Here is a 20,694-nt window from a genome sequence, read left to right on the forward strand (position 1 = left end):
AAAGTGTTTACCCGTCAGACGGCTTTTTCCGCAAGGATGCAGCCGTCATACTGCAGCCCTGTCTCCCCGATATGCCCGCCAATTCTGGCCGGCCACGCCCCAGGGCACCCTGCCGGCGCGATCGAACCCAAGGAACCTGCATGAACCCGCAAGATACCCAACCGGTGAAAGCCGGCCTGCCGTTGTTGGCGCTCGCCGTCGGTGCGTTTGGCATCGGCGTGACCGAGTTTTCCCCCATGGGCCTGCTGCCCGTCATCGCCGAGGGCGTGAACGTGTCCATTCCCAGCGCGGGCATGCTGATCAGCGCCTACGCGATCGGCGTGATGGTCGGCGCGCCGCTGATGACCTTGGCGTTTTCGCGCTGGTCGCGGCGCAAGGCGCTGATCCTGCTGATGGCGATCTTCACCATCGGCAATATCCTGTCCGCCCTGTCCCCGAATTACACGACGCTGCTGCTGGCGCGTCTGGTCACCAGCCTGAACCATGGCGCGTTCTTCGGCCTGGGCTCGCTGGTGGCGGCCAGCGTGGTGCCGCGCCACAAGCAGGCGAGTGCGGTGGCGACCATGTTCATGGGCCTGACCATTGCCAACGTGGGCGGCGTGCCCGCCGCGACGTGGCTGGGGCAGGTGATCGGCTGGCGCATGTCGTTTGCGGCCACCGCCGTGCTGGGCCTGATCGCCATGCTGTCCTTGTGGTTCGCGTTGCCGGCGGGTGAAGCCGGGCGCCGTCCCAACGTGCGCCATGAGCTGGCCGTGCTGAAGAGCCCCGTCGTGCTGCTCGCGCTGTTGACCACGGTGCTGGGCGCAGGCGCCATGTTCACGCTGTACACCTATATCGCCCCGACCCTGGCGGACATCACCGGCGCATCGCCCGCTTTCATTACTGGCATGCTGGTGCTGATTGGCCTGGGCTTCACGCTGGGTAACGGCCTGGGTGGCCGCATGGCCGACCGCTCGCTGGACGGCACGTTGATCACGTTCCTGGTAATCGTCATCATCGACCTGCTGGCGTTCCCGTGGATCGGTTCAACCCCTGTCGGCGCCGCGATTTCGTTGCTGATCTTCGGTGTGGCCACCTTCGCCGTGGTGCCGCCGCTGCAGATGGGAGTGATGCGTGCCGCGACCGATGCGCCGGGCTTGGCATCGTCGGTGAACGTGGGCGCCTTCAACCTGGGCAATGCGGTCGGCGCCGCAGCGGGTGGCGCGGTGATTTCGGCCGGCATGGGTTATGCCGCCGTGCCGATCGCCGGCGCCGTCATCGCCGCGGCTGGTCTGGTGCTGGTGCTGGTGCAGCGCGCCGCCAATCAGCGCCGCAGGCTGGCGGTGCAGGGCTGCTGAGCCCTGCGCGGATTGCCGGCCCGGGTCGACCGGGCCGGTTTTTTTTGTCTAGAAATCGAATGACGCCACCAGCTCGTAAGTCCGCCCGGGCGCGACCAGGACCTGCCCGGTGTCGCGCCCGCCGTAGTACGCATACAGCTTGTCCGTCAGGTTGCGCACTCGGAATGTCAGCAGGGCGGGCCGGATCCGGTAGCTCACGGCCGCATCCACGGTGGTGTAGCCGTTAATGCGGATCTGGTTGGCGCGGTCGGTGTAGATCTTGCCGGTGTGGTTAAGGCCAACGAACAGATTCATCGGCACGTCCTTGAATCGATAGTTGGCGTACAGATTGAGGATGCGCTCGGGCACGTTCGGCGGCGTGTTGCCGATGCGCGACGTGCCATCGCCTTCGATCAGGGAATCATAGCGGGCATTCAACATGGCGACGTTGCCCGACAGCGTGAACTGGGGCGTGACGCGCCAGTCGGCCGAGAGCTCCACGCCGCGTGAAGATTGCTTGCCGTTGTTCACCGTCAGGGCGGCGTTGGCCGGGTCGCGCGAGAGCACGTTGTCCAACGTGATGTGATAGACGGCCGCCGTCCATTCCACATTGTCCAGGCTTTGCTTGAAGCCCAGTTCCCATTGCTCGCCCTTGGACAGCGGGAAGTCCGCATTGGACTGTGACAGCAGGAACAGCGAGCCCACGGGCAGCGTGGCGTTGGTGTATTGCGCGTAGACCGACGACGAGGGCGTCAGGTCCACCACCGTACCCAGGCGCGCGGAATTGGCGGAGTAGCGCGTGCCGAATTCGCTGCGCGTGCCGGCGTTCAGGTCGGTCACGCCGCGGTCCACGCGGATTCGGTCGTACCGGTAGCCGGCCACGACGGTCCACGGGTCGGCAAGCTTGAGCGAATCTTCCAGGAACAGCGCAGCGCCCCGCACGTCCGTCGAAAAGTCGGTGCGGTTGCCGGGGCCGCTCATCAATGCGGGGTCGTCGTTGTAGTAGCCCACATCCGGTTGGCGCAGTGAGACGCGCAGCGCGTCGCCCGTGGCGGCGGTCCTGTTCGAGAAGCGCCGTTCGCTATCCAGGCGGGTCTTGCTGAGTTCGCCGCCAATCACGAATTTGTTCTGTAAGCCGGCGATCTGGCCGGCATGCGTCGCGTCGAAGCGGTCGATCATGTAGCGTTGATTGTGAGTGATCGTCGTCTGGTCGCGATCCACCCACGACGGCGCGCGGAACACGGCGGACTCAGAGTTCTTCCACAGGCGGTTGACCTTGTTCACCGCGAATTCGTTGCGCAGGCTCCAGGCCGTGGTCAGGTTGTGGGTGACCCGCGCCCGCAGCCAGTAGGCCTCCGCTTCGTTTCTATCATCCAGCACGTTGTAGTTGTTGCGCACGAGGTCCCGGTCCAGCACGCGGCCGTCGGGCGTGCTGACGACGCCGGTGGGCGATGTGGCGACGCTGCGCGGAACAAGCGGCGTGCCCCAGTAGGCGTGCCCGGTATCGCGGGAATAGTCGAATGACAAGTCCAGGCGGGTGGCAGGGGCCACGTCGAAGGCGACGCCTGTGGTCAGATGGTCCAGCTTGTTGGTGTTGCGTTCGATGGTGCCGACTTGGGTCTGGTTATGGCTGTAGTCGATGCGGTAGGCGCCGGTCTCGCCAAAATTGTCGCCCAGGCCGATGCCCGTGCGCGTGGTGCCATAGCTGCCATAAGACACCATCGCTTCGCGGCCGGGGTTGTCGCGATCGGGACGCTTGGTCTGGAAATTGACGATGCCACCGATGGCGCTGTCGCCCTGCAGCACGGACGCCGGGCCCTTCAGCACTTCGATGCGTTGGTAGTTCCAGGTGTCCTGGACGCGGTTGGTCGAGCCGGCGCCGGACATGCGCAGGCCGTCGTACAGGTAAAGGATGTCGGTAAAGCCGCGCGAAGACAGCGTGGTGGGCGACGAAGGCGGGCCGCCGCCCGCCATGCCGGTCGCGCCGCGCAACGCTTCGCTCAGCGTGCTGGCTCCGCGTTGACGCATCGCTTCCTGCGAGACGATTTCCACTGACGCAGGGGTTTCACGCAGCGTCAGGCCCAGACGCGACGCCGTGCCGCTTTTGGCGTTCAACCCCAGGCCTTCCGTTTCGCCGGCGGCTTCGACGCGGATGGCCGGCAGCTCATTGTCTTCTTCCTGCGCTTGAACGGCAGGCACGGTTGCGCACGCCGCGATCGCGGCGGCGGATACGACTTTCCTCATGATCTTTCCCGATGGACTTGATGAGTGATGGGTAAACGTGGGGAGTCAGACGACGCGGTAACGGCGCAACCGCCACGCCGCAAGACCAAGCAGAAGCAAGGCCGGCGTCAGCAGTTGCAGCAGCGCCCGCAGCGCCTGCGTGCGGACGGCGCCGCGATTTTCCTCTTGCCAATGGAACGCCGGCATGGCCGAAAAATCCGCGGCGGTGATGGCGCGTCCGTGTTCGATGCGGGGCAGGAAAAACGCCTTCCAGGCCTGGTGATAGGTGTCGATCTGCGCCATGAAATGGGCGTGCCTGCGTTGTCCGGTGCCCGCCAGCGCGGTGATCCCTTCATAGGCCGCCGCCGCGGGGGACAACACGCTGTAGCGCGCCACCAGTGCTTGCTGGCGTTTAAGCTGCGCCTCGAAGCGCGCAAGTTCCGGCGCCATGGTGTCGTCCACCTGGCGTTCTACCCGAGCCTGCCCCAAGGGGCGTCCGCTGATGTGAATGGTGCCGTCGCGCGGCATCAGCGCATCGGGCTTGTCCATGTGTTCGTAGTCGGAGGACAGCAGCGCTGCATTGGCATGCATGGCCTCGGCGGTCGCCACGCGGGTGCGCGTGGCCAATTCGGCGCGCGACGGGGCAGGGCTGGCGAACGCGGCCGCGATGTTCAGCAGCACAGGCGTCACCAGAACCAGTGCGACCCACCCCACCATCAGCATCATGGCATTGGCCGCGGATGATTTGCCGAAGGCGTTGACTGCGACAACCGCAGAGAACCAGAACAGCGCATAGGCGCCGACCAAGAGCACCCACCAGAGCGTGGCGTCCGCCGCCTGCAAGACCTGGGGGCGGGCGATCAGCAATACGGCAAGCGGCGTCAGTACGGCCGCACCCAATAGCACGGCCGCTCGCACCGCGATCTTGCCCGCGATCAGCGTGGCCAGGGCCAGCGGTTGCGATAGCAGCAGCCGTAGCGTGCCGTCCTCCCTTTCGCCGGACAGCAGGTTGTAGCCCAACGCAAAGATCAGCAGCGGCAGCAGGTAGACCACGACGAACGCCAGGTCGAAGTGCCCGCTGAGCAGATGCCACGGGTTTTCGATGTCGTTGTTATGGATGAAATTGACCTTGCTTTGATAGGTCACGCGAAACTGGGACGGGAACAGGTCCGTCTGCCCCAACGCCACGGGTGCCATGGCGACGCTGGGCATGATGGCGTAGTGCGCGCCCAGGCCACCGCCCATGTTGGCCGGGCTGGCGGGGTTGCCGAACGGGGTTGGCGTTTCGATGCCGGCCATGATGCGGTTCAACTGCGCCAGCTGTTCGCCGCGTGCCTGGGTATCGGCGTTTGTCAGCGCCGTCTGGGCGTTGTCGCGCAGGGACGTCTGCAGCAAACCGTTGAAGACGGCGTAGCCGACCAGCAGCAGGAACAGGCCGCCGGCGATCCATAGCAGGCGCTCTTTCGCCATCAAGCGCAGTTCATGCCGGACGATCAGCCGGAAACGGGGAAACTGGAAAGCGTGCACCGGAAAGGCTCCTACAGGGGTTGCTGCCGGGCCACGGCGCGCCACGCAAAGGCCATGCTCAGCAGCAGGCCGACGCACAGCATCAGCAGGCCCATGGCGCCGCGCTGCAACGCCCAGCCGGCCGTCGGCGTCTGGTACTGGAATTCAGGTACGCGCGCCCAGAGTTCGGGATCGGCCTGATATGAAAAGTGCGCGTGGTCTTGGGTATCTGCGTGCTGCACCAGGTCTTGGCTGACGATGTCCTGGATGACGCGCCGCTGCTGTTCGGCGGCCACGGTGAAGTTCCGGTGGTGCGCGAAGTCGGTGCCGGCCATGGCGGCCGAGAACGCGCGGATGGCCAGCATGGGCATTAGCCATCCCGCGCCTTCCTGCACCGTCTGCTGTCGTTCCCACGTATCCCACAATCCGCCGAAATGGCGGTCGTAGACGGCATAGCTGGACTGATCATCCAGCTTCAGGGCCAGGCCCCATTTATTCAGCGGCACATCGCGGCTCCAGCGTGCCGTGGTGCCGAAAGCCTGCATCCAGACGCGGTCGGACGTGGCTTTCAGGTCGGCGTTCAGCGCCTGGTTGAATTCCAGCCGCGTCGGGCTGGGATACAGGGCACGCGACAGCTCGGCCATCACGCGGGGCGCCACGACGGTGTTGGCGATCCAGACGGCCAGCAGAAGCGTGATGGCGATGCGGGAGGAACGGGCCGCGGCCGACACGCCCAGGGTGATGAAGACGAAGGCCGCCAGATACAGCGCATATCCGGACGCCAGCGCCACGAACCGCCACAACGCATCGGCACGCCCGCCGGCGATCCAGACGGCGCCTGCCGCGACTAGCGCCGCGGGCGCCAGCAACAGTCCCAGGCTCATGCCCAGCGCCGCCGCCTTGCCCCACAACAGGCGCCAGGGAGCAACGCCCAGGCTCAGCGTCTGGCGCAGGATGCCCTGTTCGCGTTCGCCCGAAAAGGCGTTGAATCCCAATACGATGACGAGCAGCGGCCCCAGCGCTTGCAAGATCCACGCGGCCGACAGGTCGCCAAAGCGCTGCAGTCCCGTGGCGTCCTGCGCAGGCCGGAACTTGACTTCGCTTTGGCGATGAGCCTGCAGCCAAACGGTGCTGCCGATGTACGGATTGATGCCGGGATCCAGCAAGGACAGCGCCGCCTCGGGCTTGAAGACGTGCATGCCCTGATGCGCCGCGTCATGCGGATGGCGTGCGCCTTGGCGCAACCAGTCGCGGTAGTCGGCATTCTGCGCGGCGGCCTGTTCGGCGCGCGCGTCCTGCTGGTGCGAATAGCCCACGGCCAGCGCCGTCAGCAGCAGCAGGGCCACGATGCCACCCGCCCAGTAAAGCCGGCCGTCGCGCAGGCGTTCGCGCAGATCCTTGAGCGCGATCAGCAGGATCATGCGTCGGCCCTCATGTGGTCCAGGTACAGGGCCTGCAGGTCGGTCGCGGCGATCTGCCGGCTGTCCAGGCTGTCGACCAGCTGGCCACGCTTCATGATGCCGACGCGGGTCGCCGTCTGCCGGGCGTGGAACAGGTCGTGCGTGGTGGCCAGGATGGCCACGCCGGATTCGCTCGCCCGCTGCAGCAGCCGGGTGAATTCGGCTGCTGCCGCCGGATCCAATCCAGAGGTCGGTTCGTCCAGCAGCAGAGCGCGGGCGTTCTTGGCCAGCGCCACCGCGATCCAGACTTTCTGGCGCATGCCTTTGGAATATGCCGCGACGCGCTTGTCCGCCGCGGCGGCGTCCAGCCCGACCTCATCCAGCAGCGCCATCAGGCGCTCGCGCGGCAGGACGTGCCCCAACGCCAGCGCGGCGAAGTAGCTCAGGTTCTCCAGCCCGGTCAGCGTGCCGTAGAGGTTTACCTGTTCCGGGATGTATGCCACGTGCTGCTTGGTGGCCAGGGGCTCGCGCACCACGTCCAGGCCATGGATCAGCGCCTGCCCGCCGTCAGGCTGAATGAAGTTCAGAAACAGGTTGATGGTAGTGGTCTTGCCGGCGCCATTGGCGCCGAGCAAGCAATAGATCTCGCCAGGCTCGATGCGCAGATGCAGCGGATGCAGCGCGATCTGATCGCCGTAACGTTTGGTCAGGCCGATGGCTTCAAGCACTACGGGTCCTTGTTCAATCAGGAGTGTCAATAATGATATGTTATATCATAACTAAAGAAAATGGCTCGGCGGCGATGTATGGCGGCGCTTTGGCGCCCGCATGGGATCGCCTGGCAATGCCGTCTGACATCGCCTTCCCGGATCAGAGAGCGTGAAGGTTTTCCCTAGGTTGTGCTCGTCATCCTTCCTGTCTAGTCTTGTATATACAAGAGGCGTTGTGTTGCGCGCCCTGAAGACGGCGCGCATCCGGGGTGGCTCTTGCAACAGACAGACTTAAGGGGAATCCGTGGGAAGAACTGCCGCAGCAAGCGCCAGCCAGCGCGCCCGGCCAATACCGGAAAGCCGGGCCGGAAACCGTCGGGTGATCGTGGGTGCCAGTCTTGGCAATGGGTTGGAGATATTCGATTTCACGGTGTATAGCTTTTTCGCCAGCGTGATCGGAAAGCTGTACTTTCCCAGCGACTCGGCCTACGGCTCGCTGTTGATGGCCGTGGCGGTCTTCGGCGTGGGCTTCGTCATGCGACCGCTGGGCAGCATGGTGCTCGGGGCGTATGCGGACCGCAAAGGAAGAAAGGCCGCGATGCTGGCGACCATCGTGCTGATGGGGGCAGGCACGGCACTCATCGCGTTTGCCCCCACCTATGCGCAGATCGGCGTGTTCGCGCCAGGCTTGATCATCGCGGGACGCCTGCTGCAAGGGTTCGCAGCCGGCGGAGAGGTCGGGGCGGCCACCACGCTTCTGCTGGAATCCGCTGGCGCCAACCAGCGTGGATTTTTTGTCAGCTGGCAGTCCATCAGCCAGGGCATCGCCGCGTTGCTGGGCGCGTCATCGGGCTTGCTGCTGACCTCGGTGCTGCCGGAAGACGCGCTGTATTCCTGGGGGTGGCGCGTGCCCTTCGTCCTGGGCCTTCTGATCATCCCGGTCGGCATCTACATCCGGCGCAACATCCACGAGACTTACGTCGGCGACGAGGACGCCTCCAAGGGCAAGGCCCCCGTCCAGGCGATGCTGTCGAACCACACACGCGATCTGGTGCTGGGCATTCTGATGATCATGTCTGGCACGGTGATGGTGTACGTCGTGCTGTTCTACATGCCGACGTACATGATGCAGACCCACCACATTGCGGCGCCCACCGCCTATCTATTCAGTTGCCTGGCGGCGATCGTGCAGGTGGTGTCGGTCTATGGCGCGGGACGATACGTAGACCGGGTCAAGAACAGCAAGAAGGCCATGATCGTTTCAATCCTGATCGGCATGGCGATGGCCTATCCCACCTTCCGCTTGCTGGCGCTTCCCGACTATCTGTGGCTGGCTGTCATATTCCGCATGCTGCTCATCGCGGCCCTTGGTGTGAACATGCTGACCAGCACCATGCTGATCGTTCAAGCGCTGCCGCGCGCCGTGCGGGCCACGGGCTTGGCCATGATCTATGCGTTCGGCGTCACGATCTTTGGCGGATCCGCGCAACTGGTCGTCACATGGCTGTTGAAGGTGACGGGAAACACCATGGCACCCGCCTGGTACGTGATCGGCATGCTGGCTGTCAGCCTTGCCGCCACGTGCATATTCAAGGAACGCCGTGGCGAATAGCCACAGGGAAAAGGCCGCATGAGGAGACCGACGGCATGAAAGACTTGCATCGAAAAATTGTTCCCGGGTTGCTGGATTCGTTCGAAGACATCAAGCGCATCCGCCGGGACATCCACCGGCATCCTGAGCTGGGCTATCAAGAGCATCGCACCAGCGCGATCGTGGCGGACTGCCTGGAGCGCTGGGGCTACCGGGTACGGCGCGGGGTGGGGGGAACTGGTGTGGTGGGCACGCTGCAGGCGGGGGACGGCAATCGGTCGATCGGGCTGCGCGCGGACATGGACGCCCTGCCCATCAGCGAAGCCAGCGGGCAATCCCATTCCAGCGTGCACGAAGGCGTCATGCACGCCTGCGGCCACGACGGCCACACGGCGACGCTGCTGGCCGCGGCCAAGCACCTGGCAGCCACTCGTGCGTTTTCCGGCACGTTGAATCTGATCTTCCAGCCCGCCGAGGAAGGCGGCGCCGGCGCGTTGGCGATGCTGGACGACGGGCTCTTCGATCACGCGCCTTGCGATTCCGTGTACGCCCTGCACAACTATCCGACGCCAACGCTGAAGTTCGGGCAGATGGCCATCGGTACGGGGGCGATCATGGCCTCGGTCGACAGCCTGATCGTGGTGGTCAGCGGCAGGGGCGGACACGCGGCCTCGCCGGAGTTCACGTGCGACCCCATCGTGGCCGGGGCGGCCATCGTCCAGGTGCTGCAGACGATCGTCTCGCGTAATGTCAGCCCTTACCACTGCGCGGTCGTCAGCGTCACCAGTATTCACTCGGGCGGCGCGTTCAACGTGATTCCAGGCGAGCTTGAAATGAAACTCTCGATTCGGACCTACGACGAAGCGCTGCGCAGCCAGGTGCTGGCCCGCATCCACGATATCGTCCAAGCCCAGGCCGCCAGCTTCGGCGCCAATGCGCGAGTGGTTGAGGCGGCGGCGCGCTATCCGGTGCTGGTGAATGCGGAAACGGCGGCACAAGCGGCCCGTGAGGTCGCCACGCGGCACTTCGGCAAGGACTACGTGGTGGTGGACCATCCGCCAATTCTGGCGGCAGACGATTTCGCGTTCATGGCGCAGAAAGTGCCGGGTTGCTATATCAATATCGGGGCGGGCGAAGGGCCCGCGCTTCACAACGCCCGATATGATTTCAATGACGACCTGATCCTGGTCGGCGGCAGTTTCTGGGTGCATCTGGCGCAAACGCTGTTGCGCTAGGGGAAGGCGGGCCCGGGTGCCAGGCCCGGGCCGCGGGATCAAGCCTCGATCCGCTCCACTTTCCCCACCAGCAGGATGTACGACAGCGCGCCCAGCAAAGCCAGCGACGATACGTACACGATGGCCGGCGCGAAGCTGTCTTTCGACACGAGGAAGCCGATCACGATCGGCGTGCAGATCGACGACAGGTTGCCGACGAAGTTGAAGACGCCGCCGGTCAGGCCCAAGAGGCGCACCGGGGCCAGCGTCGACACCAGCGACCATGTGATCGACGCCAGTCCGTTACCGAAGAAGGCGACAGCCAGGAAGAAGATCACCCACGGCGTGGAATCGGTGAAGTTGGCGCCGATCATCGACGTCGAGATCAAGAGGCCCAGGATGATGGGCAGCTTGCGCGCCAGGCCCACGGTGGCGCCGCGGCGGATCAGGAAGTCGGACAGCACGCCCGAGCACAGCACGCCCACAAACGCCGCCAGGAAAGGCACCGACGCCAGGAAACCGGACTTGATGAAATCCATGCCGCGGTACTTCACCAGATAGGTGGGGAACCACGTCAGGAAGAACCACAGCGTGGACGTCAGGCAGAACTGGCCCAGGTACACGCCCCAGAGCTTGCGCTTGGTCATCACCAGCGCCAGGTCATTCCAGTCGAACGGCGCCTTTTTCGCTTTGACGTTGCGGTCCAGGTCGATGACGCCGCCGCCTTTCTGGATGAGCTCAAGCTCTGCCGCGTTGGCGCCTTTGAATTGGCGCGGTTCGCGGTAGATCAGGTACCACAGCACGCCCCAGACGATGCCCAGCAAGCCGGTGCTGACAAACACCATATGCCAGCCGTAGTGGTGCTGCAGCCAGGCCAGCACGGGCGTCAGGAACGCCAGGCCGACGAACTGGCCCGACGTGTAGAAGCCGATGGCGGTGGCGCGTTCCTTTTCCGGGAACCAGGTGGTGACGACGCGGTTGTTGATCGGGTAGGCGGGCGCTTCCAGCGCGCCGACCGCCAGGCGCAGCACGAACAGGATGACGAAGCTGCCAGCGAACCCCATGAAGAAGGTGGCGGCCGACCACAGGATCAGCGCCGCGGCGTACAGCACGCGGGGCGACACGCGGTCCACCAGCCAGCCGCCGGGGATTTGCATGGCGGCGTAGGTCCAGCCGAAGGCGGACAGGATCAGGCCTTCATGCACCGTGTCCAGGCCGAACTCGTCCTTGAGTGCGGGCGCGGCGATGGACAGGTTGCTGCGGTCCAGGTAGTTGATGACGACGGTGATGAACAGCATCACCATGATGAGGTAGCGGCTGCGGGTAGGCCGCTGGGCGCTTTGCAGGCCCGCGTGGGTGACGGTGGACAAGGTTGTCTCCTCTCTCTTTTATCCGATTACCACTCGGCGAAGCTGCCGTCGGCATGGCGCCAGATCGGGTTGCGCCAGCGGTGGCCCACGGCGGCGCGTTCCTTCACGTATTCCTCGTTGACCTCGATGCCCAGGCCAGGGCCTTGGGGGATCGTGACCATGCCGTCTTCGTACGCGAACACCTCGCGGTTGCTGACGTAGTCCAACAGATCGTTGGCGGCGTTGTAGTGGATGCCCAGGCTCTGTTCCTGGATGAACGCGTTGTAGCAGCCCGCATCGATCTGCAGGCAGGTGGCCAGCGCGATCGGGCCCAGCGGGCAGTGCAGCGCCAACGCCACGTCATAGGCTTCGGCCATGGCGGCGATCTTGCGGGTTTCGGTGATGCCGCCGGCATGCGAGGGGTCGGGCTGGATGATGTCCACATAGCCTTCGGACAGCACGCGCTTGAAGTCCCAGCGCGAGAACAGGCGTTCGCCCAGCGCGATCGGCGTGGACGTCAGCGGGGCCAGCTCCTTCAGCGCTTCATAGTGTTCGCTCAGCACGGGCTCTTCGATGAACATCAGCTTGAACGGGTCCAGCTCTTTCATTAGCACCTTCGCCATGGGCTTGTGGACGCGGCCGTGGAAGTCCACGCCGATGCCCACGTTGGGGCCCACGGCGTCGCGCACGGCGGCCACGTTCGCGAGGCACTTCTCGACCTTGTCGAACGAGTCGATGTATTGCAGTTCTTCGGTGCCGTTCATCTTCACGGCGGTAAAGCCGCGGTCCACCGCGCTCTTGGCGGCGGCGGCCGTGTCGGCCGGGCGGTCACCACCAATCCACGAATACACGCGGATACGGTCGCGCACGTTGCCGCCCAAGAGTTGCGACACCGGCACGCCCAGGTGCTTGCCCTTGATGTCCCACAGCGCCTGGTCGATGCCGGCCAGCGCGCTCATGTGGATGGCGCCGCCGCGGTAGAAACCGCCGCGGTACAGCACCGTCCAGTGGTCTTCGATGTTGCGCGGGTCTTTGCCGATCAGGTAGTCGGACAGTTCTTCCACGGCGGCAGCCACCGAGTGGGCGCGGCCTTCGACGACGGGTTCCCCCCAGCCGACGATGCCTTCGTCCGTTTCGATTTTCAGGAAGCACCACCGGGGCGGCACGATGTAGGTAGTGAGCTTGGTGATCTTCATGCTTGGGTCTCCTGGACGGGATAGGCGCGTTGCCAGGCCGCGATGAATGCGCGGGCGTTCTGGCCGACTTCGGTGGCCGACAGGCCGGGTTTGTACAAGGCGGAGCCCAGGCCGAAGCCGCTGGCGCCCGCCTGGGCATAGATGGAAAGGTTGTCGGGCGTGATGCCGCCGACGGGCACCAGCGCGATGGGCGGGCGCATCACGGCGCGCCAGGCCTTCAGCACGACGGGGCCCAGCTGTTCGGCGGGGAACATCTTCAGCACGTCGGCGCCGGCAGCTAGCGCGGCGAAGGCCTCGGTGGGCGTGGCGACGCCGGGGCAAGACGCCATGCCCAGCTGCTTGGCGGTGCGGATCACCGCGGCGTCGCTGTGCGGCATGACGATCAGTTCGCCGCCCGCATCCTGGACGCGGGCGCAGTCGTCGGGGTTCAGCACCGTGCCGGCGCCGATCAGACAATCGGTGGGCAGGGCAGCGCGCATCGCACGGATGCTGGCAAGCGGGTCCGGCGAATTCAGCGGCACTTCGATCAGGCGGAAGCCCGCGTCGTAGAGCGCGTTGCCGACGGCCTCGGCTTCGGCGGGCTTGATGCCGCGCAGGATAGCGATCAGGCCGCAGTGGGCCATGGCGGTTTGCAGACCAGGGTGGTTCATGGTGGGTTCCTAGACGGATGCCGAAGAAGGGGTTTCTGCCGCGACCAGTCCGGCACAGACGGCCAGATGCCACAGGCCGCGCTCGGTGGCGTTCTGCGCTTGTTCAGGTGTGCCCAGGCCGTAGTGCTGCATGGCCAGGATGTAGCGCTGGCACAAGGCGGGTTCGCCGCACAGCACGATGCGGGGCGGCTCGCCTTGCTGGCGCAGCATCTCGGCCAGCGCGGCGACTTCGTGGCCGATCAACAGGCCCGACAGGTAGTCGGCTTGCGAGGCGGACGGCAGTTCGCCGGTCAGGCCGAGGGCGCGCGTGCTGAAGATGGTGGACAGCACGCCGGCGCGTCCTGCGGGGGCGCCGGCGACTTTCACGCCGCGCTCGAAGGCGGCCATGTCGGCGGCGGGCGCTTCACTCATGGTGCGCCCCAGGATGGTGTGGCCGCGCAGCGCGGCGTAGACCTCGCCGGTCATGAAGGTGTCGAAATGCGTGACGCGGCCACGGCGGGCGTTGACCCATTTGGAATGCGTACCGGGCAGGCCGATCAGCACGCTGTCGGCCGCGTGCGGGTCGGAAGTGCGTGCCTGGTCGAACATCACGCCGAAGACTTGCGTCTCTTCGCCGCGCATGACATTGGGTAGCCCATGGCGCTGGATCAGGCCAGGCACGATGTGCACCGGGGTCGCGTTGCCGCGTTCGACTTTCGTCAGCAGCGTTCCGATGCGTTCCAGGTCGACGGGCACATCCAGATAAGCCGCTTCTTTCCAGCCTTGCGCGCTGCCCACCATGCCGCAAGCGATCACCGGCAGCGCGGGTTCGGCGCGCAGCCAGTCGCCGCAGGCTTGCTCGAACGCCAAGTCGAATCCGGACAGCGCAGTGCTGGCCGCGCCGTCCTGCAAGGGCTGCGGCAGGCGCATGATGCCCCAGGGAAGATGGCGGGTGTCCAGGGTGTTGCCCCGGGCGTCCAGGCGGTAGGCGCGCAACGATGAGGTGCCCCAGTCCAGCGCGATAAGCGCCGCGCGGGCGGGCGATCCGGTAGTCATCTGATCTGTCTCGTCTCTGGCCGCAGCGCCCGGTGCCGGGGCCACGTGGGGAGGGCGCGGTGGGGCGGGCGTTGCAGACCTTGTTGTCGGACGCGCCAGCCGCAAGAACGCAGACGGCGCGGTTTGCCAAAAATTCTAGATCAGCGCTTGAAAAATCTCAAAATATAGAATTAAATCCCACATACAGGGAATTACTGCAGCTCCATAAGCGCACTCCCTGCCTCGTATCCCCGCCTTCTCGACATTTCATGACCGCTACCGCCCTGACTTCCGTACGCTCCCCCTCGCTGGACCCCGATGGCGCCGCGCCGGCCGGCACGCAGACCCTCATGCGCGGCCTGGCCGTGGTGCAAGCCGTTGCCGATGGCGCGCGCGACTTGAAAGAGATCTGCGCCCGTATCGGTGTCGCGCGCAGCACCACGCACCGGCTGGCCAGTTGCCTGGTGCAGGAGCGCTATCTGCGTGCCCTGCCGGGCGTGGGCTACGTGTTGGGTCCCAAGCTGATCGAACTGGGCTTTCAGGCGCGCGAGGCGTTTCCGATGGCCACGCTGGCCCGGCCGTACCTGGATAGCCTGGCCGAGCTGACGGGCGACACCATCCACCTGGCCGTGCGCGACAACGACGAAGTGCTGTACCTGGAGAAGATCCCCGGCAAGAAGGGGCTGGAGATGCGTTCGCGGGTGGGCCACCGCATGCCGCTGGCCGCCACGGGCGTGGGCAAGGCGTTGCTGCTGGACACCGAAGAACCGCAATGGAAGGCGCTGCACCGCATCGGCGCACCGGTCTCGTCGCGCGCGCCCGGCGGGCAGCAGAGCTGGGAGGCGTTCCGCGACCGCATGCGCGAGTACGCCGCGCTAGGCTATGCGTTCGACCTGGAAGACAATGAACCCTCGATCCGTTGCGTGGCCGCGCCCGTGCGCGACGCGTCCAGCGGCATCGTGGCGGCCATCAGCGTGTCCAGCACGGTGCCGTACATGTCGCTGGAACGCATGCACGACATGGTCGCGGTGGTGCAGGGGGCCGCAGCGGAGATCTCTGCGGAGATGGGGTGGAAGGTGGAGCGCGGCTGAAGGGGCGTCTGCCCCCTTCAGCGATTATTCCAGCGGCAGCGTCAGCACGCCCTGCGGGGCGGGGCGCATCATTACGCGGCGGTACCAGGCGGATAGTGCCGGGGTGTCCGGGCGTTCGATCGGCAGGGCCAGCCAGCGGTGCGCGGACGTCACCAGCGCGATGTCGCCGATGGTCAGATGGCGGCCGGCGATGAATTCGCGGCCTTGCAAGGCCTGGTCCAGGATCTGCGCACGGGCGTTGGAGCGCTTGACCGAGTTGTCGATGGCGGCGCGGTCGCGTTTGTCTTCCGGCGTGCGGATCAGGCCCAGGAAGGCCGGCGCCATCGCGCCCTGCCATTCGGTCGTCTGCCAATCCATCCAGCGGTCGGCGTCCGCGCGCATACACGCGTCTTCCGGCCACAAGGTGCCCGCGCCATAGCGTGCGGCCAGGTAGCGGACGATGGCATTGGATTCCCACAGCACGAAGCCGCCGTCATCGATGACGGGCACGGTGCGGTTGGGATTCAGCTTGGCGAATTCGGGCGTGTCCACCACGCCGAACGGCCCGCCGGCCTGGATGAAGGTGTGCGGCAGCGCCAGCTCGCGCACGGCCAGCATCACTTTCTGCACGTTGACGGAAGTCAGGCGTCCCCAGATCTTCAACATATCCAGTCCTTGAGTTGTGTCAGGCGGGCGGCAATTGCCGCCGCGCAAAGCCGCTGTCGCGCGAAAAGCGCGTCCAGTTGAATGCGGGCCCCGGATCGGTCTTGCGGCCCGGGGCGATGTGTTCGTGGCCCCAGGCCGCAGCCAGGGGATAGCGCGTGCGCAGCACCGGCGTCAGCTTGCGCAGCGCCAGGTATTGCTCGTCGGCGTAGGGCAGCGTGTCGGTGCCTTCCAGTTCGATGCCGATGGAGAAGTCATTGCAGCGTTCACGTCCGCCAAAGCGCGACACGCCGGCGTGCCACGCGCGCTGCTCGGTAGATACGAACTGGATGATGCGCCCGTCGCGGCGGATGAAGAAGTGGGCCGACACGCGCAAGCCGCGCAGGCGTTCCAGCCAGGGGTGCGAGGAATAGTCCAGCGTGTTCAGGAACAGGCCGGCAACCTCGGGGCCGCCGAACTGGCCGGGCGGCAGGCTGATGTTGTGCAGCACCAAGAGCGAGACCTGCGCGCCAGGGGGGCGCGCGTCGCGGTTGGGCGAAGGCAGAAGGGTGACGCCCGGGGCCGGCGCCAGCCAGCCATGTCGATCCAGAAGCAGAGCCATGGGAGAGAGCATGCGTGGTGAATCCAACAGGCATTATGCCGTGGTCGCCGCAGCCTCCCAAATCAGCACTTGCGCGGCGCGTGAACCCCAGCGCGCCGCGTTGGTTACTTCTTCGCGGGCCCCAGCCTTGCGTGTTCCGTGCTGCACCAGGTCAGCCCGTTCTGCAGCACGGCCTCGGAGCGCGGCAGGTGGATGCCGCAGTGCGCGCAGCGCACCATGGACTCCGGGGCAGCCGGCGCAGGCTGGCTGCGGCGTGCGCTGTTCTGCGCGCCTGCCTGCTTTGCCGCCGCCATGCGGGCGGCGATGCGGGCCACGAACAGCACCGCAATGATCAGAACCACCCAAAACAGCAACTTGCCCACGTCAGCCTCGATGCAAAATCATTTCCAGCACGAACCGGCTGCCGGTGTACGCCAAAATCAGGAATCCAAAGCCCGTCAAGGTCCAGCGCAGGGCTACGCGGCCGCGCCAGCCCCAGATATGGCGGCCCGCCAGCAGTACGCCGAACGTCAACCAGGACAGCAGGGTGAAGACGGTCTTGTGGTCAAAGGGCAGGATCTTGCCGGTCAGCTTCATGGACGCCACGGACCCGGATCCCACGGCCAACGTCAGCACAATGAAACCGATCCAGATGATACGGAACAGCAGTTGTTCCTGCACCAGCAGCGGGGGCTGGGAGTCCAGCACGCGGCCAATGATGCTGCGTTCGGTGGGCGCGTCCAGCGGGCGGTGCAGATGGCGGTCAAGCAGCGCCATCATCATGGCGTGCAGGGCGGCGATGGTGATCAGGCCGTAGGCGGCCAGGGCGATCAGCAGGTGGACACGCAGCCAGGCGTCGTCGGCGTGGGGCACGAATTGCCCCTGCGGGAACAGCGCGGCCAGGGCGCTGGCGATGGCGGCGGCGGGCAAAAGCAGCAATTGCAGGCCGTCGATACGCACCAGCAGGCTTTCCAGCCAGAAGACCACCATGCCCAGCCAGATGGCTGCCGACAGGGCAAGTGCCCACCCAATGAACAGATGCTGGGCGCCCAGCATGGCTTGTTGCAGGCCGATTCCATGGAGAACCAGGGCCCCCAGCAGGCACAGACGGGCGATTCTGCCCGTCTTTTCCACTTCCCCGGCGCCGGCCAGTCGGATCCAAAGTGACCCTCCTAGCACTGCGTACGCCAAGGCAGCCGCTGTGTGAAATACAATGCCTAGTGACATAGAAACCGTTGTCTGGATGGGGCCTTGGGGTGCATGTCACCCGAAAGCGCAGAATCCGCGCCTGCGGCCACCGTTCAATCAACTAGTTTAAGCGGAAACGCCTCTCATGCTCGATAACCTAACTACACGCCTATCGCGCGTCGTCAAGACGCTGCGCGGTGAAGCCCGCCTGACCGAGGCCAACACCCAGGAGATGCTGCGCGAAGTGCGCATGGCGCTGCTGGAAGCCGACGTGGCGCTGCCCGTCGTGCGCGAATTTATCGCCCGCGTGAAGGACAAGGCGCTGGGCGAAGAAGTCGCCGGCAGCCTCAGCCCCGGCCAGGCCCTGGTGGGCGTCGTCCACAAGGAACTGACCGCCTTGATGGGCGGCGACCTGGGCGCGGATTCCAACGAATTGTCGCTGGCCGTGCAGCCGCCCGCCGTCATCCTGATGGCTGGCTTGCAAGGCGCGGGTAAAACCACCACCACCGGCAAGCTGGCCCGCTGGCTGTCCGAAGGCCAGCACACGCAGCACGGCCGCAAGACCGGCAAGAAGAAGGTGCTGGTGGTGTCCGCCGACGTCTACCGTCCCGCGGCTATCGACCAGTTAAAGAGCGTGGCGGCGCAGGTCGGCGTGGATTTCCTTCCCTCCGATCCCAGCCAGAAGCCTGAAGACATCGCGCGCGGCGCGGTGGACCATGCCAAGCGGCATCACTACGACGTGCTGATCCTGGACACGGCCGGACGCCTGGGCATCGACGAAGCCATGATGCGCGAAATCCGCGCCCTGCATGACTTGGTCAAGCCGGTTGAAACGCTGTTCGTGGTGGACGCCATGCAAGGCCAGGACGCGGTCAACACCGCACGAGCCTTCGCTGATGCGCTGCCGCTGACCGGCGTGGTGCTGACCAAGCTGGACGGCGACGCCCGCGGCGGCGCGGCGCTCTCGGTGCGCCACGTCACCGGCAAGCCGCTGAAGTTCGTCGGCGTGTCGGAAAAGCTGGACGGCCTTGAGCCTTTCTACCCCGACCGCATGGCACAACGCGTGCTGGGCATGGGCGATATCGTCTCGCTCGTTGAACAGGCGCAGAAGAACATCGACATCGCCGAAGCCCAGAAGCTGGCGGCGAAGATCAAGTCGGGCAACAAGTTCGACTTGAACGACTTCCGCGACCAGCTCGGTCAGGTGAAGAAGCTGGGCGACATGGGGTCGCTGCTTGAAAAGCTGCCGGCCCAGTTCCAGCAGGCCGCCGGTCAGCTGCAAGGCGGTCAGGCTGAAAAGCAGCTGCGCCGTACGGAAGGCATCCTGAATTCCATGACGGCCGCCGAACGCGCCAAGCCGGAACTCATCAAGGCCTCGCGCAAGCGCCGCATCGCAACGGGCTCCGGCGTGCCGGTGCAAGAGGTCAACCGCCTGCTGGCCCAGTTCGAACAGATGCAGGGCATGATGAAGCAGATGAAGAAGGGCGGCATGGCAAAGATGATGCGCGCCATGGGCGGCATGAAGGGCCTTGGGCGTTTCGGAATGAAGTAAAAAAAATGGCCAGACGTTGCGTCTGGCCAAGCAATCGCGGCAGGCAGGGGGCGCCTCGCCGCGACACAAGCCGGAAAACGCATGGGTGTTCTCCGGGTTGTTGGATTTTCGTCGCGGCTTACGCCAGGGGCGGGATGCGCAGCACCTGGCCCGGGTAGATCTTGTCGGGGCTGGTCAGCATCGGCTTGTTGGCTTCGAAGATCAGCGAGTTCTTGGCGCCTTGGCCCTTGCCATATTGCGCCTCGGCGATCTTCCACAGGTTGTCGCCCTTTTGCACCGTGTACATCTTGGCTTCGGGCGTGGCCTGCTTCACTTTCAATTGATTGTCCACCGCGGCCACGCCGACGGTGTTGCCCAGCGCCAGGGAGATCTTCTCGGCCGCTTCGGTGCTGAGGGCTTCGCCCGCCACCGTGACCTTGTCGCCATCCACCGTGATTTGCAGACCGTCCGCGTTCAGGCCGTGCTTATCCAGCTCTTTCTTCAACTCGTCTGCCGTCGCGGCCTTGGCCTCGCTGGCGCCGAAGAGCTTTTCCCCAACGTCCTTGATGAAATTGAGCAGACCCATAGTGTTTCCTTTATCTATGTTGCGGTGAGAAAACGAGAAGTGCTTTCAGGGCGCGCGGCCCACGAACATCTTGCGCACGATCCCGACGATCAGGGTAAGCACGGCGCCACCGACGCCACCACCCACCACGTCACCGGCGATCGTTGAAAGATCCAATCCGGTATTGCCTGCTGTTGCCGCCGCTCCCGCGCCGGCGGTGATCATGGGCGCCAGCCAGGAACCGCCCGCCAGGCCGCCGATGGCCCCTGCGATGGTGTTGCCGAGTGGGCCAAGATTGAACTGCTGGAGCATTTTCCCCAGTCCATTGCCACCGGCTGCGCCAGCGACAAGCTGGATGAGAAGATTGATGATGACCGCGGTGTTCATGATGCCTCCTTGCCCCGTGGGGCGATGTGCAACGCTAGAACAACAGCAAGACAACGTAACGACGCCAGCAGCAACGATTATTACTCGCAGACTTGCCGCCAGACGAGGGGTTAACGTGTAACAGGTTGCTAGTACCGCGGCAGACTACGCAAGAATGCTCGTCAGTTTGCAGGCGGCGTAGCGCGGCAGGCGCAAACCCCATCAGGCGCATGGTGCCGTGCGTCAGAACCTGATGGAAAGCGCATAAGCAAAAGGGCCGCTGATCAAGCGGCCCTTCGTCTTGAAAATGCCTGTTTGCGGCGCAATAAGTGCGGCGCAAACCAATCGCGAAATCAGCCGCCGCCCACCGCGACGACAATCTCGATCTGGTCGCCATCGGTCAGCGTGGTCTGTTCGTGCTGGCTCTTGGGCACGATCTCGCCATTACGCTCTACTGCCACGCGCTTGCCCGCGTAGCCCAGCGTTTGCAGCAGTTCGATGACGGTGGTGTCCAGCGGGAACTCTCGCGCGTCGCCATTCAGGGTGATGTGCATATCGGGTC

20 protein-coding genes are annotated in these 20,694 nt (G+C 65.2%); 5 read left to right on the forward strand and 15 right to left on the reverse strand.

The annotated features are described in order from the left end of the window. Positions 1-140: 140 nt before the first annotated feature. On the forward strand, positions 141-1,337 hold the full coding sequence (locus tag AC3WMU_RS14375) for an MFS transporter (RefSeq protein WP_035212272.1): 1,197 nt from the start codon (positions 141-143) through the stop codon (positions 1,335-1,337). Positions 1,338-1,385: 48 nt separating this feature from the next. Here AC3WMU_RS14375 and AC3WMU_RS14380 read toward each other — a convergent pair whose 3' ends face one another. The 4 genes from AC3WMU_RS14380 to AC3WMU_RS14395 are packed head-to-tail and all read right to left on the reverse strand — an operon-like array spanning position 1,386 to position 7,173. Further along, on the reverse strand, positions 1,386-3,560 hold the full coding sequence (locus AC3WMU_RS14380) for a TonB-dependent receptor (protein ID WP_424626575.1): 2,175 nt from the start codon (positions 3,558-3,560) through the stop codon (positions 1,386-1,388). A gap of 45 nt (positions 3,561-3,605) precedes the next feature. Next, positions 3,606-5,066, reverse strand: a complete 1,461-nt coding sequence (locus tag AC3WMU_RS14385; RefSeq protein ID WP_492282552.1) for an ABC transporter permease subunit — start codon at positions 5,064-5,066, stop codon at positions 3,606-3,608. Positions 5,067-5,077: 11 nt separating this feature from the next. Then, positions 5,078-6,466 (reverse strand): ABC transporter permease subunit, encoded by a 1,389-nt coding sequence (locus AC3WMU_RS14390; RefSeq protein ID WP_454677905.1) that lies wholly within the window; start codon positions 6,464-6,466, stop codon positions 5,078-5,080. Next, positions 6,463-7,173: an ABC transporter ATP-binding protein gene (locus AC3WMU_RS14395; protein WP_006222404.1), complete on the reverse strand. Its 711-nt coding sequence runs from the start codon at positions 7,171-7,173 to the stop codon at positions 6,463-6,465. Before AC3WMU_RS14395 ends, AC3WMU_RS14390 begins: the two co-directional genes overlap by 4 nt. A 367-nt stretch (positions 7,174-7,540) precedes the next feature. Here AC3WMU_RS14395 and AC3WMU_RS14400 point away from each other — a divergent pair, with 367 nt between their 5' ends. Both AC3WMU_RS14400 and AC3WMU_RS14405 read left to right on the forward strand, forming a co-directional pair. Then, on the forward strand, positions 7,541-8,767 hold the full coding sequence (locus AC3WMU_RS14400; protein ID WP_454677904.1) for an MFS transporter: 1,227 nt from the start codon (positions 7,541-7,543) through the stop codon (positions 8,765-8,767). Positions 8,768-8,802: 35 nt separating this feature from the next. Further along, positions 8,803-9,981, forward strand: coding sequence for an amidohydrolase (locus tag AC3WMU_RS14405; protein WP_006222402.1), 1,179 nt, complete (start codon positions 8,803-8,805; stop codon positions 9,979-9,981). 38 nt (positions 9,982-10,019) lie between these two features. Here the strand turns inward: AC3WMU_RS14405 and AC3WMU_RS14410 are convergent, their stop codons facing one another. From AC3WMU_RS14410 to AC3WMU_RS14425, 4 genes are read right to left on the reverse strand one after another with little or no spacing between them, the layout of a single operon-like run. Beyond that, complete coding sequence (locus AC3WMU_RS14410) at positions 10,020-11,330, reverse strand: MFS transporter (RefSeq protein WP_280026670.1); 1,311 nt, start codon at positions 11,328-11,330, stop codon at positions 10,020-10,022. A gap of 26 nt (positions 11,331-11,356) precedes the next feature. Beyond that, positions 11,357-12,505, reverse strand: coding sequence for a galactonate dehydratase (dgoD, locus tag AC3WMU_RS14415; protein WP_006222400.1), 1,149 nt, complete (start codon positions 12,503-12,505; stop codon positions 11,357-11,359). Continuing rightward, positions 12,502-13,155 (reverse strand): 2-dehydro-3-deoxy-6-phosphogalactonate aldolase, encoded by a 654-nt coding sequence (locus AC3WMU_RS14420; protein ID WP_280026671.1) that lies wholly within the window; start codon positions 13,153-13,155, stop codon positions 12,502-12,504. The genes dgoD and AC3WMU_RS14420 overlap by 4 nt, the downstream gene beginning before the upstream one ends. Positions 13,156-13,164: 9 nt before the next feature. Continuing rightward, positions 13,165-14,190, reverse strand: a complete 1,026-nt coding sequence (locus tag AC3WMU_RS14425) for a 2-dehydro-3-deoxygalactonokinase (protein ID WP_427939528.1) — start codon at positions 14,188-14,190, stop codon at positions 13,165-13,167. A gap of 248 nt (positions 14,191-14,438) precedes the next feature. Between AC3WMU_RS14425 and AC3WMU_RS14430 the strand changes: the two genes are divergently transcribed. Then, positions 14,439-15,260, forward strand: coding sequence for an IclR family transcriptional regulator (locus AC3WMU_RS14430; RefSeq protein ID WP_492282553.1), 822 nt, complete (start codon positions 14,439-14,441; stop codon positions 15,258-15,260). Between the two features lie 24 nt (positions 15,261-15,284). Here AC3WMU_RS14430 and AC3WMU_RS14435 read toward each other — a convergent pair whose 3' ends face one another. The 4 genes from AC3WMU_RS14435 to AC3WMU_RS14450 form a co-directional block, all read right to left on the reverse strand. Then, positions 15,285-15,905: a glutathione S-transferase family protein gene (locus AC3WMU_RS14435; RefSeq protein WP_006222396.1), complete on the reverse strand. Its 621-nt coding sequence runs from the start codon at positions 15,903-15,905 to the stop codon at positions 15,285-15,287. A 19-nt stretch (positions 15,906-15,924) separates the two neighbouring features. Next, the gene (ampD, locus tag AC3WMU_RS14440) at positions 15,925-16,503 is read right to left on the reverse strand and encodes a 1,6-anhydro-N-acetylmuramyl-L-alanine amidase AmpD (RefSeq protein ID WP_492282554.1); all 579 of its coding nucleotides are present in this window, start codon (positions 16,501-16,503) and stop codon (positions 15,925-15,927) included. Between the two features lie 104 nt (positions 16,504-16,607). Beyond that, entirely contained in the window at positions 16,608-16,865 is a 258-nt protein-coding gene (locus tag AC3WMU_RS14445) for a PP0621 family protein (protein WP_006222394.1), read from the reverse strand. Between the two features lies 1 nt (position 16,866). After that, a complete protein-coding gene (locus AC3WMU_RS14450) occupies positions 16,867-17,709 on the reverse strand; it encodes a cytochrome C assembly family protein (protein ID WP_035212267.1) in 843 nt (280 codons plus the stop codon). Positions 17,710-17,815: 106 nt separating this feature from the next. Here AC3WMU_RS14450 and ffh point away from each other — a divergent pair, with 106 nt between their 5' ends. Further along, a complete protein-coding gene (gene ffh / locus AC3WMU_RS14455) occupies positions 17,816-19,222 on the forward strand; it encodes a signal recognition particle protein (protein WP_006222392.1) in 1,407 nt (468 codons plus the stop codon). 118 nt (positions 19,223-19,340) lie between these two features. Here ffh and lysM read toward each other — a convergent pair whose 3' ends face one another. The 3 genes from lysM to thiS form a co-directional block, all read right to left on the reverse strand. Next, complete coding sequence (lysM, locus tag AC3WMU_RS14460; RefSeq protein ID WP_006222391.1) at positions 19,341-19,787, reverse strand: peptidoglycan-binding protein LysM; 447 nt, start codon at positions 19,785-19,787, stop codon at positions 19,341-19,343. Between the two features lie 45 nt (positions 19,788-19,832). After that, a complete protein-coding gene (locus tag AC3WMU_RS14465) occupies positions 19,833-20,153 on the reverse strand; it encodes a hypothetical protein (protein ID WP_006222390.1) in 321 nt (106 codons plus the stop codon). A gap of 332 nt (positions 20,154-20,485) precedes the next feature. Beyond that, positions 20,486-20,686, reverse strand: a complete 201-nt coding sequence (gene thiS, locus AC3WMU_RS14470; protein ID WP_006222389.1) for a sulfur carrier protein ThiS — start codon at positions 20,684-20,686, stop codon at positions 20,486-20,488. Positions 20,687-20,694 lie beyond the last annotated feature (8 nt).

This window comes from Achromobacter sp. FW305-C-13 (assembly GCF_058783475.1).